We start from the raw sequence: 11,440 nt of genomic DNA, 5'->3' as shown, positions 1-11,440 counted from the left end.
CCGTGCCGGCCCGCGCGGCGCGGTCCCGCGCGGTCATGCGGGCGATGACGGTCGCCGCCCTCGCCGCCGGCAACGGGTGCCCCCGGAGCCGGCGCCGGTGAGGTGATTCGCCGTTCGGGCGCCCGGCGCAGGTACTCTGCAATCCATGAGGTGGACATGAACGATTCACGTCCCACCGACCGGTTCAGTCCCCCGTTGCCGGCGGCGAGGGCGGCGACCGTCATCGCCCGCATGACCGCGCGGGACCGCGCCGCGCGGGCCGGCTTTCCGCGCCCGGTGTCCGGGGCCTTCATGCTGTGCGGCGTCGAATTGAGCAGGCCGAATACCGCGTGGGCGGTGAGCCGGGCGTCGGCCTCGGCCAGCTCGGGGTTGAGCTCGCGCAGCACCCCGACCCACACCTCAACGTACTGGCGTTGCGCTTTGCGTACCTGCTTCTCGGCCGCCTCGGGGAGGTGCGCGAGGTCGCGGTCCTGGATGCGGATCAGGTCCGGTTCGCCCAGCGCGAAGTCGAGGTGAAAGTCGATCAGGCCGTCCAGCGCCGCCGCCGCGTCACCGTTGCGGGCCCGCACCTCCCGGGCCCCGGCGAGCAACCGCGCGCTGATGCCCACCAGCAACTCGACCAGCAGCGACTCCTTGTTGGGGAAGTGCCGGTAGATCGCCGGACCGCTGACGCCGGCGGCCGCGCCGATGTCCTCGAGCCGCACGGCGAGGAAACCGCGCTCGGCGAACAGTCGCTCGGCCGCCGACAGCAGCTGCAGGCGCCGGTCGGATTTCAACTGGCTGCGGCGATTTGGGGCATCGGCGCCGTAAGAGGTGGACGTTGTCATCACGACCCCCCGTCCAGTTGGTTAATCGTCACTAACTTAGCAGATTATTGGCCGGTTAACCTGCTGTGATGAGCCAAGTCGTCGTCCCTGGACCGGCGGCACCGACGATGGTATTCTCTGCCGTGAGTTAATGAGCATTAACTCAAAAGCCCGCCCCGGGACGGCAAGGAGGCTGCTGCGGCGATGGACAAGGTGGTGGCGACGGCCGCCGAGGCGGTCGCCGACATAACCGACGGGTCGTCCCTGGCGGTCGGGGGATTCGGATTCTGCGGCATTCCCGAGGCGCTGATCACGGCGCTGGTCGAAACCGGCGCCCGTGACCTTGAGACGGTGTCCAACAACTGCGGCGGCTACGGCGTCGGACTGGAAGCGCTGTTGCACCACAAGCGAATTCGCCGGGCCGTCGCCTCGTATTTCGGTGACAATAAGGAATTCGCCCGCCAGTTCCTCGCCGGTGAACTCGAAGTGGAGCTCACCCCGCAGGGCACGCTGGCCGAGCGGTTGCGCGCCGGCGGCGCGGGCATCCCGGCGTTCTACACGCCCGCGGGCGTCGGCACCCCGGTCGCCGACGGCGGCCTGCCGTGGCGCTACGACGCCTCCGGCGGCGTGGCGCTGATGTCGCCGCCCAAGGAGACGCGCGAGTTCGACGGCGTCACCTACGTTCTGGAGCGCGCGATCCGCACCGACTTCGCGCTGGTGCACGCCTGGAAGGGCGACCGGCACGGCAACCTGGTCTACCGGGCGGCCGCCGCCAACTTCAATCCCGATTGCGCCACGGCCGGCAGGATCACCATCGCGGAGGTCGAGCATCTGGTCGAGCCGGGCGAGATCGATCCCGCCGCGGTGCACACGCCCGGCGTCTTCGTGCACCGGGTGGTGCACGTGCCGAATCCGGAAAAGCCGATCGAGAAGGTGACGGTGCGGTGAGTGCGCCGACGACGATGCAGAACGAAGTGATGAGGAGGAGTGGCGCCGAGTGAGCTGGAACAGGGACGGCCTCGCCGCGCGGGTGGCAGCCGAATTCGAGGACGGCCAATACGTCAACCTCGGCATCGGCATGCCCACCCTCGTGCCGAACCACATCCCGGCCGGTGTCACCGTCGTCGTGCATTCGGAGAACGGAATCCTCGGCGTGGGGCCGTATCCCCGGCCTGAGGACGTCGACGCCGATCTGATCAACGCGGGCAAGGAGACGGTCACCACGCTGCCGGGTGCGGCCTTCTTCGGTTCCTCGACCTCGTTCGGCATCATCCGCGGCGGACACCTCGACATCGCGGTGCTCGGGGCCATGCAGGTCTCGGCCGGAGGCGACCTCGCCAACTGGGTGGTCCCGGGAAAGATGGTGAAGGGCATGGGCGGCGCCATGGACCTGGTCCACGGCGCCCGCAAGGTGATCGCGATGATGGAGCACACCGCGCGCGACGGCAGCCCGAAAATCGTTGCGCGATGCAGCCTTCCGCTGACCGGCGTGGGATGCGTCGACCGCATCATCACCGACTTGGCCGTCATCGACGTTCGCGACGACGGTCTGCACCTGATCGAGACCGCCCCCGGCGTCTCGGCCGACGAGGTGCTCGACAAGACCGAACCGCCGCTTGTGCTGGCGACAACCGGGAGGCATTCGTGAGTTCGTCCGTGATGACCGCGCCATCGTTTGTCGACGAGCATCGCCGGCTGGTCGCCGAGTTGAACGACAAGCTGGCGGCCGCGGCATTGGGCGGCAACGAGCGCGCCCGCGAACGTCACGTCAGCCGCGGCAAGCTGCTGCCGCGGGAGCGGGTGGATCGACTGCTCGACCCGGGCAGCCCGTTCCTGGAGCTCGCCGCCCTGGCCGCCAACGGCATGTACGACGACGAGTCTCCCGGCGCCGGAATCATCACCGGGATCGGCCGGGTGTCCGGACGCGAGTGCGTGATCGTCGCCAACGACGCCACCGTCAAGGGCGGCACCTACTACCCGATGACCGTCAAAAAGCACTTGCGCGCACAGGAAGTCGCGCTGCAGAACCGGTTGCCCTGCATCTATCTGGTGGACTCCGGTGGCGCCTTCCTGCCGCGCCAGGACGAGGTGTTCCCCGACCGCGAGCACTTCGGCCGGATCTTCTACAACCAGGCGACCATGAGCGCCCAGGAGATACCCCAGGTCGCCGCCGTCCTCGGCTCGTGCACGGCGGGCGGCGCCTATGTGCCGGCCATGAGCGACGAGGCTGTCATCGTGCGCGAGCAGGGCACGATCTTCCTCGGCGGGCCGCCCCTGGTGAAGGCCGCCACCGGCGAGATCGTCTCGGCCGAAGATCTCGGCGGCGGCGACCTGCACTCGCGGGTCTCGGGCGTCACCGATCACCTCGCCGACGACGACGAGCACGCGCTGCGGATCGTGCGCGCCATCGCGGCCACCTTCGGGCCGCGCGAGGCCAGCCAATGGGACATCCACCCCACGGTCGAGCCCAAACACGCCCAGAGCGAGCTCTACGACGTGGTGCCGCCGGATCCGCGGGTGCCCTACGACGTGCACGAGGTCGTCGTGCGGTTGGTCGACGGCGGTGAATTCAGCGAGTTCAAGGCCAATTACGGCAAGACGCTGATGACGGCCTTCGCCCGCATCCACGGCCATCCGGTCGGGATCGTCGCCAACAACGGCGTCCTGTTCAGCGAATCCGCTTTGAAGGGCGCGCATTTCATCGAGCTGTGCGACAAACGCAGGATTCCGCTGCTGTTCCTGCAGAACATCGCGGGGTTCATGGTCGGCCGCGACTACGAGGCCGGCGGCATCGCCAAGCACGGCGCCAAGATGGTGACCGCCGTGGCCTGCGCCCGGGTGCCCAAGCTCACCGTCGTGATCGGCGGCTCCTACGGCGCGGGCAACTATTCGATGTGCGGACGCGCGTATTCACCGCGCTTCCTGTGGATGTGGCCCAACGCGCGCATCTCGGTGATGGGCGGCGAGCAGGCCGCGTCGGTGCTGGCGACGGTGCGCGGTGAGCAGCTCGCCGCGGCCGGGACACCCTGGCCGCCCGACGAGGAAGAGGCGTTCAAGGCGCCGATTCGCGCGCAATACGAGGACCAGGGCAACCCGTACTACTCGACCGCGCGCCTGTGGGACGACGGCATCATCGATCCGGCCGACACCAGAACGGTTGTGGGGCTGGCCCTTTCGGTATGTGCGCACGCCCCGTTGGAACCGGTGTCCTACGGCGTGTTCCGGATGTGATGACTATGTTCCAGACCGTATTGGTGGCCAACCGCGGAGAGATCGCGGTCCGGGTGATGCGCACGCTGCGCCGGTTGGAGATCCGGTCGGTCGCGGTGTACAGCGACCCCGACGCCAACGCCCGGCACGTCCTGGAGGCCGACACGGCCGTGCGCCTCGGCCCCGCCGCGGCCCGCGAGAGCTACCTCGACATCGCCAAGGTGCTCGACGCGGCGGCCCGCACGGGCGCCCAGGCGATCCACCCGGGCTACGGATTCCTATCCGAGAACGCCGAATTCGCCGCCGCCTGCGAGCGCGCCGGGGTGGTGTTCCTCGGCCCGCCGACGCGGGCGATCCAGGTGATGGGCGACAAGATCACCGCCAAGAACGCGGTCGCCGCCTTCGACGTGCCGGTGGTGCCCGGTGTGGCCAAGCCCGGGCTGAGCGACGACGAGTTGGTCGCGGCCGCCGACGAGATCGGTTACCCGGTGCTGATCAAGCCGTCGGCGGGGGGCGGCGGCAAGGGCATGCGCCTGGTGGATGACCCGGGCCGGCTGCGCGATGCCCTGTCGGGCGCGCGCCGCGAGGCGGCCTCGTCGTTCGGCGACGACACCTTGTTCCTGGAGCGATTCGTGTTGCGCCCCCGGCACATCGAAGTGCAGGTGCTGGCCGACACCCACGGCAACGTGGTGCACCTCGGCGAGCGCGAATGCAGCCTGCAGCGGCGCCACCAAAAAGTGATCGAGGAGGCGCCCTCGCCGTTGCTCGACCCGCAGACGCGCGCCCGCATCGGGGCGGCGGCCTGCAACACCGCGCGCAGCGTCGACTACGTCGGCGCGGGCACGGTGGAGTTCATCGTCTCGGCCGATCGCCCGGACGAGTTCTTCTTCATGGAGATGAACACCCGCCTGCAGGTGGAACACCCGGTCACCGAGGCGATCACCGGGCTGGACCTGGTGGAGTGGCAGCTGCGGGTGGCGGCCGGGGAGAAGCTGGGCTTCGCGCAGGACGACATCGAATTGCGCGGCCACGCGGTCGAGGCCCGGCTGTACGCCGAGGATCCCGCGCGGGGTTTCCTGCCCACCGGCGGCCGGGTGCTGCAGGTGAGCGAGCCCGGCGGCGCCGGCGTCCGGGTCGACTCGTCGCTGCTGGCGGGCACGGTGGTCGGCAGCGACTACGACCCGATGCTGAGCAAGGTGATCGCCTACGGCGACGACCGCGACGAGGCGCTGGCGAAACTCGATGGGGCGCTGGCGCAGACGGCGATCCTGGGCGTGCAGACCAACATCGAGTTCCTCCGGTTCCTGCTGGCCGACGAACGCGTGCGCGCCGGTGACCTGGACACGGCGCTGCTGGACGAGCGGGTGGCGGACTTCGCGCCGCTGCCGGCGCCCGACGACGTGCTCGCCGCCGGCGGCCTGTACCGGCAGTGGGCGCTGAACCGTCACGCCGCGGGCAACCCCTGGGCCGTTCCGACCGGCTGGCGGGTCGGGGGTGCGCCGGCCCCCGTCCGGACCGAGATGCAGACCCCGCTGCGCAGCGACACGGTGTCGGTGTGGGGGCCACCGGACGGCGCGCGGGTGCAGGTGGGAGCGGGTGAGATCCGTTCCGCCAGTGTGCAAGTCGACGGTGCCCGGATGGACGTCACGCTGGACGGGATGCGCCGCGAATACCGGTTCGCCGAGGCCGACCGCCACCTGTGGATCGCCGACCAGCGGGGAGCGTGGCACCTGCGCGAGGCCGAGGAACACAAGATTCACCGCGCCGCCGGTGCGCAGCAGGCCGAAATCCTGAGCCCCATGCCCGGCAGTGTCATCGCCGTCCAAGCCGACTCCGGCGCCGAGGTCACCGAGGGCGACGTGGTGGTGGTCGTCGAGGCGATGAAGATGGAACACTCGCTCCCCGCGCCGGTTTCGGGACGAGTGGAGCTCCTGGTGTCCGTCGGCGATCAGGTCACGGTCGACCAGGTGCTGGCCCGGCTGGTGCCCGAAGAGCCCGACGCAGCAGTCGATTCGAGTAAGGACGAAACATGACCACATCCATCACCGCGGGAACCCTGCCCAAGGAATACGAGGACCTTCGTGACACGGTCGCCGAATTCGCGCGCACCGTCGTCGCGCCGGTATCGGCCAAACACGATGAAGAGCACAGCTTTCCGTACGAGGTCGTCGCCAAGATGGGGGAGATGGGTCTGTTCGGCCTGCCGTTCCCCGAGGAGTACGGCGGGATGGGTGGGGACTACTTCGCCCTGTCGCTGGCGCTCGAGGAACTTGGCAAGGTCGACCAGTCGGTGGCGATCACCCTCGAAGCGGGCGTCGGCCTCGGGGCGATGCCGATCTTCCGCTTCGGCTCCGAAGAACAGAAGGCCAAGTGGCTGCCGGACCTCGCCGCCGGGCGCGCCCTGGCCGCGTTCGGGCTGACCGAGCCGGGCGCCGGTTCCGACGCGGGCGCCACCCGAACGACGGCCCGGCTCGACGATGGCGAGTGGGTGATCAACGGCAGCAAGCAGTTCATCACCAACTCCGGCACCGACATCACCAAGCTGGTCACGGTCACCGCGGTCACGGGCAGCATCGCCGATGGGAAAAAGGAGATCTCGACGATCATGGTGCCCAACGGCACACCGGGATTCACCGTCGAACCGTTCTACAGCAAGGTCGGATGGAACGCCTCGGACACGCACCCGCTGAGCTTCGCGGACGCCCGCGTCCCGGAGGAGAACCTGCTGGGCGCCCGCGGCACGGGTTATGCGAACTTCTTGTCCATCCTGGACGAGGGCCGCATCGCGATCGCCGCGCTGGCGACCGGGGCGGCCCAGGGTTGCGTCGACGAGAGCGTCAAGTACGCGAAGGAACGCCAGTCCTTCGGGCAGCCGATAGGCTCCTATCAGGCGATCAGCTTCAAGATCGCGCGGATGGAAGCGCGCGCGCATGTCGCGCGTACGGCCTACTACGACGCGGCCGCAAAGATGTTGGCCGGCAAGCCCTTCAAGAAGGAGGCAGCCATCGCGAAGATGATCGCGTCGGAAGCCGCCATGGACAACGCGCGCGACGCCACCCAGATTCACGGCGGGTACGGGTTCATGAACGAGTACCCGGTGGCGCGGCACTACCGCGACAGCAAGATCCTCGAGATCGGTGAGGGGACCACCGAGGTGCAGTTGATGCTCATCGCGCGGTCGCTGGGGCTGTCGTGACCGACAAGTCAATCGTCCAGCGGGGCCTGTGGTTCGAGGAATTCGAGACCGGCACGACGTACCTGCACCGGCCCGGCCGCACCATCACCGAGGCCGACAACGTCTTGTTCACCACGCTGACGATGAACACCCAGTCGCTGCACCTCGACGCGGCGTGGGCCGCCGAGCAACCGGGCTTTCGGGGCGAGCGGTTGGTGAATTCGATGTTCACGCTGTCCACCCTGGTCGGGTTGTCGGTATCGCAGCTGACGCTGGGCACCATCGTGGCCAACCTCGGCTTCTCCGAGGTGTCGTTCCCCAAGCCCGTCTTCCACGGCGACACCCTGTACGCGGAGACCGTGTGCACCGGCAAGCGCGAGTCGAAGAGCCGGCCGGGCGAAGGGATCGTCACCCTCGAGCACACCGGACGCAATCAGCACGGCGACGTCGTCGCGCGGGCGGTGCGGACCACGCTGGTGCAGAAGCGGCCGGACGGCGAGGAGTCCCGATGAAACTGCAAGCCGCCGGTCCGGGCTGGCTGTTCTGCCCGGCCGACCGCCCCGAGCGCTTCGCCAAAGCCGCGGCCGCGGCCGACGTGGTGATCCTCGACCTCGAGGACGGCGTGGCCCAGTCGGACAAGGCCGCCGCGCGCAAGGCGCTGGCCGAGACCCCGTTGGATCCCGAGCGCACCGTGGTGCGCGTCAACGCGGCCGGCACCGAGGAGCACGCCCGCGACCTGGACGCCCTGGCCGAGACGCCCTACACCACGGTGATGCTGTCGAAGACCGAGTCGGCCGCCCAGGTGTCCGCGCTGGCGCCCCGCGACGTCATCGCGCTGATCGAGACGCCCCGCGGGGCGGTGTTCGCCACCGAGATCGCCGCCGCGGAGGGCACCGTCGCAATGATGTGGGGCGCCGAGGACCTCGTCGCGGCCCTCGGCGGTAGTTCCAGCCGCCTGGCCGACGGCACCTACCGCGACTTCGCCCGCCATGTCCGGTCGACGGTCCTGCTGGCGGCGTCCACCTTCGGCCGGGCCGCGCTCGATGCGGTGCATCTGGATATCCGCGACGTCGAAGGCTTGCGGGCCGAAGCCGCGGACGCCGTCGCGGTGGGTTTCCACGGGACCGTGTGCATCCACCCGACCCAGATCGCCGTCGTGCGCGAGGCCTACCGGCCCAGCGAGGAGAAAGTCGACTGGGCGCGAAGGGTATTGGAGGCGGCGCGCACCGAGCGCGGTGTTTTCGCCTTCGAGGGACAAATGGTCGACTCGCCGGTGCTCAAGCACGCGGAAATGCTGGTGCGCAGGGCGGGGCAGTCCGGCGCCGGGTGACGGTCGAACCCTCGCACGCAACCGCGTTGTCGGTGGCCGCGACACGGTCGCGATCACCGCGGTCTCTTCTCTTTTGAGCGCATAATGGTGGGTACGCCAGTGTCGCGGCGAGCGAGGCCTTTCGGGTAGCTGGCGATCGACTTCGGCTCGCGGTGGGTCCCGGCTGAGCTTTGGCTGTGGCCCTGCGGCACCGAAGTAGGGAGACGGTATGGCGACGGTGCCTCAACTGCCGATGACCGTCGACCTCGAGCCGGTGCAACTCGTCGCCGCGGACGGCACACCGACGCCCGAACTCCGCTACGGCCGTGACCTTCCCGCGGAGACACTGTGCTGGCTCTACGAGATGATGATGGTCACCCGCGAGCTGGACACCGAGTTCATCAACCTCAAGCGCCAGGGGGAGTTGGCGCTGTTCGCGTCGTGCCGCGGCCAGGAGGCCGCGCAGGTGGGGGCGACGGCGTGCTTGCGCAAGACGGACTGGCTGTTTCCCCAATACCGGGAGCTGGGTGCGTATCTGGTGCGCGGCATCCCGCCCGGGCACGTCGGCGCGGTGTGGCGCGGAACCTGGCATGGCGGACTGGAATTCACCAAAAAGTGCTGCGCCCCGACGTCGATCCCGATCGGCACCCAGACCCTGCACGCGGTCGGCGCGGCGATGGCGGCGCAACGTCTCGGCGAGGATTCGGTGACGGTGGCCTTCCTCGGTGACGGCGCCACCAGCGTCGGCGACGTGCACGAGGCGCTGAACTTCGCGGCCGTCTTCAGCGCGCCGTGCGTGTTCTTCGTGCAGAACAATCAGTGGGCGATTTCCGTTCCGCTGCACAAGCAGACCGCGGCACCGTCCATCGCGCACAAGGCCATCGGCTACGGGATGCCGGGGATCCGGGTGGACGGCAACGACGTGCTGGCCTGCTACGCGGTGATGGCGGAGGCCACCGCGCGCGCCCGGGCCGGCGGTGGCCCGACGCTGATCGAGGCGGTCACCTACCGGCTCGGCCCGCACACCACGTCCGACGATCCGAGCCGCTACCGGACCCAGGAGGAAGTGGACCGCTGGACGGCGCTCGACCCGATCCCGCGCTACCGCACCTACCTTCAGGGACAGGGCATTTGGTCGACGCGGTTGGAGGACCGGGTGGCCGCCCGTGCGAAGCGCATGCGCGCCGAATTGCGCGACGCGGTGTTCGGCGCGCCCGATTTCGACATCGACGAGGTGTTCACCACGGTGTACGCCGAGATGACGCCGGGATTGCAGGCGCAGCGCCAGCAGTTGCGGGCCGAGCTCGACCGCAACGACGGGGAGGCGTGAATGACTCAGCTCGCCGATCGTCCGGTCACCCCCGACGAAACCCGCACGGCCGCAACGCAGCACACCGCTCTCGGCGCGCAAGTGATGACCATGGTGCAGGCGCTCAACCGGGCCCTGCACGACGCGATGGCCGCCGACGAGCGGGTGCTGGTGTTCGGCGAGGACGTGTCGGTCGAGGGCGGGGTGTTCCGGGTGACCGAGGGGCTGGCCGGAACATTCGGCGAGCAGCGCTGCTTCGACACGCCGCTGGCCGAATCCGCCATCATCGGTATCGCGGTAGGACTGGCGCTGCGCGGATTCGTGCCGGTGCCCGAGATTCAGTTCGACGGGTTTTCCTACCCGGCGTTCGATCAGGTGGTCAGCCATCTGGCGAAGTACCGCACCCGCACCCGCGGCGAGATCAACATGCCGGTGACCGTGCGCATCCCGTCCTTCGGCGGAATCGGTGCGGCCGAACATCATTCGGACTCGACCGAATCGTATTGGGCCCATACCGCCGGCCTGAAGGTGGTGGTTCCGTCCTGCCCGTCCGACGCGTACTGGTTGCTTCGCCACGCGATCGCCTGTCCGGACCCGGTGATGTTCCTCGAGCCGAAGCGGCGCTATCAGGTCCGCGGGTCGGTGGATACCGAGCGGCCCGAACCGCCGATCGGGCGGGCGATGGTGCGCCGCGCCGGCTCCGATGTCACCGTGGTCACCTACGGCAGCCTGGTCAGCACCGCGGTCGGCGCCGCGGAAGAGGCTCAGCGGCAACGCGGTTGGAGCCTGGAGGTCGTCGACCTGCGGTCACTGGTGCCGTTGGATTTCGAGACCGTGGCGGCGTCGATTCGCCGGACGGGGCGTTGCGTGGTGATGCACGAGGGTCCGCGCAGCCTGGGATATGGCGCGGGGTTGGCCGCCCGGATCCAGGAGGAGATGTTCTACGAGCTGGAGGCGCCGGTCCTGCGCGCCTGCGGATTCGACACCCCGTACCCGCCCGCCCGGCTGGAGCGACTGTGGCTACCCGGCCCCGACCGGCTGCTGGACTGCGTCGAGCGTTCGCTGGGGCAGCCATGAGCGCCGACGAGCGGGTCAAGGCGTTCCGCGTCCCGGATCTCGGTGAGGGATTGCAGGAAGTGACGGTGACCCGCTGGAACGTCGCCGCAGGCGACGACGTCGAGCTCAACCAGGTGTTGTGTTCGGTGGAGACGGCGAAGGCGGAGGTGGAACTGCCCAGCCCGTACGCGGGCCGAATCGTCGAAACCCACGGCGGGGAAGGCGATGTGCTCGCCGTGGGGGCGGTGCTGGTCCGCATCGACACCGCACCGGTGAACGGCGACGCCCCTGGTGGAGCGGTACCCACGCTGGTGGGCTACGGCGCCGACGCCGGCGTCGACGCCAGCCGACGCAGCCGCCCGCTGGCCGCCCCTCCGGTGCGCAAACTGGCCAAGGAGCTGAAGGTCGACCTGAGCTCGGTGCAGCGCGACCCCGACGGCATCATCACCCGGGCGGAAGTGTTGGCGGCGGCCGGCCAGAACGGCGCCGACGTTCGCCCGGTCCGCGGCGTGCAGGCCCGGATGGCCGAGAAAATGACGTTGTCGCACAGGGAGATCCCGGCCGCCAAGGTCAGC

General features: G+C 69.3%; 10 protein-coding genes and 1 pseudogene. 10 read left to right on the top strand and 1 reads right to left on the bottom strand.

What is annotated here, in order from left to right; translation table 11 throughout:
* Positions 1-194: 194 nt before the first annotated feature.
* Positions 195-827, bottom strand: a pseudogene (locus tag A5702_RS00710) (TetR/AcrR family transcriptional regulator); the annotation flags it as partial.
* Between the two features lie 183 nt (positions 828-1,010).
* On the opposite strand from A5702_RS00710, the gene A5702_RS00705 reads away from it, so the two are divergent.
* From A5702_RS00705 to A5702_RS00660, 10 genes are all read left to right on the top strand, one after another.
* Complete coding sequence (locus tag A5702_RS00705) at positions 1,011-1,754, top strand: CoA transferase subunit A (RefSeq protein WP_068217396.1); 744 nt, start codon at positions 1,011-1,013, stop codon at positions 1,752-1,754.
* Positions 1,755-1,803: 49 nt separating this feature from the next.
* Complete coding sequence (locus A5702_RS00700) at positions 1,804-2,454, top strand: 3-oxoacid CoA-transferase subunit B (protein ID WP_068217393.1); 651 nt, start codon at positions 1,804-1,806, stop codon at positions 2,452-2,454.
* Positions 2,455-2,465: 11 nt separating this feature from the next.
* The gene (locus A5702_RS00695; protein WP_068217390.1) at positions 2,466-4,037 is read left to right on the top strand and encodes a carboxyl transferase domain-containing protein; all 1,572 of its coding nucleotides are present in this window, start codon (positions 2,466-2,468) and stop codon (positions 4,035-4,037) included.
* 5 nt (positions 4,038-4,042) lie between these two features.
* Positions 4,043-6,049 (top strand): acetyl/propionyl/methylcrotonyl-CoA carboxylase subunit alpha, encoded by a 2,007-nt coding sequence (locus tag A5702_RS00690; protein ID WP_068217387.1) that lies wholly within the window; start codon positions 4,043-4,045, stop codon positions 6,047-6,049.
* A complete protein-coding gene (locus A5702_RS00685) occupies positions 6,046-7,212 on the top strand; it encodes an acyl-CoA dehydrogenase family protein (protein WP_067820746.1) in 1,167 nt (388 codons plus the stop codon). The genes A5702_RS00690 and A5702_RS00685 overlap by 4 nt, the downstream gene beginning before the upstream one ends.
* Complete coding sequence (locus tag A5702_RS00680; RefSeq protein ID WP_055404869.1) at positions 7,209-7,703, top strand: MaoC family dehydratase; 495 nt, start codon at positions 7,209-7,211, stop codon at positions 7,701-7,703. Before A5702_RS00685 ends, A5702_RS00680 begins: the two co-directional genes overlap by 4 nt.
* Positions 7,700-8,521: a CoA ester lyase gene (locus tag A5702_RS00675; protein WP_055404868.1), complete on the top strand. Its 822-nt coding sequence runs from the start codon at positions 7,700-7,702 to the stop codon at positions 8,519-8,521. The genes A5702_RS00680 and A5702_RS00675 overlap by 4 nt, the downstream gene beginning before the upstream one ends.
* 208 nt (positions 8,522-8,729) lie before the next feature.
* Positions 8,730-9,830 (top strand): pyruvate dehydrogenase (acetyl-transferring) E1 component subunit alpha, encoded by a 1,101-nt coding sequence (gene pdhA, locus A5702_RS00670; RefSeq protein WP_068217384.1) that lies wholly within the window; start codon positions 8,730-8,732, stop codon positions 9,828-9,830.
* Positions 9,831-10,886 (top strand): 3-methyl-2-oxobutanoate dehydrogenase subunit beta, encoded by a 1,056-nt coding sequence (gene bkdB, locus A5702_RS00665; RefSeq protein ID WP_067820755.1) that lies wholly within the window; start codon positions 9,831-9,833, stop codon positions 10,884-10,886.
* Positions 10,883-11,440 (top strand): biotin/lipoyl-containing protein (locus A5702_RS00660; protein WP_197506471.1); only part of this gene is annotated, 558 nt, incomplete at its 3' end. The genes bkdB and A5702_RS00660, both read left to right, overlap by 4 nt.

Origin of the sequence: Mycobacterium sp. E3339 (assembly GCF_001666915.1) — a bacterium.
Lineage (GTDB): Bacteria > Actinomycetota > Actinomycetes > Mycobacteriales > Mycobacteriaceae > Mycobacterium.
The sequence above is the reverse complement of the archived record's forward strand: the minus strand, read 5'-3'. Positions and strand labels throughout refer to the sequence as shown.

Bases quoted from the DNA above. Each gene is read 5' to 3' on its own strand.
- A5702_RS00705 (WP_068217396.1), top strand. From the start codon at position 1,011: ATGGACAAGGTGGTGGCGACGGCCGCCGAGGCGGTCGCCGACATAACC.
- A5702_RS00695 (WP_068217390.1), top strand. From the start codon at position 2,466: ATGACCGCGCCATCGTTTGTCGACGAGCATCGCCGGCTGGTCGCCGAG.
- A5702_RS00690 (WP_068217387.1), top strand. From the start codon at position 4,043: ATGTTCCAGACCGTATTGGTGGCCAACCGCGGAGAGATCGCGGTCCGG.
- A5702_RS00685 (WP_067820746.1), top strand. From the start codon at position 6,046: ATGACCACATCCATCACCGCGGGAACCCTGCCCAAGGAATACGAGGAC.
- A5702_RS00675 (WP_055404868.1), top strand. From the start codon at position 7,700: ATGAAACTGCAAGCCGCCGGTCCGGGCTGGCTGTTCTGCCCGGCCGAC.
- pdhA (WP_068217384.1), top strand. From the start codon at position 8,730: ATGGCGACGGTGCCTCAACTGCCGATGACCGTCGACCTCGAGCCGGTG.
- bkdB (WP_067820755.1), top strand. From the start codon at position 9,831: ATGACTCAGCTCGCCGATCGTCCGGTCACCCCCGACGAAACCCGCACG.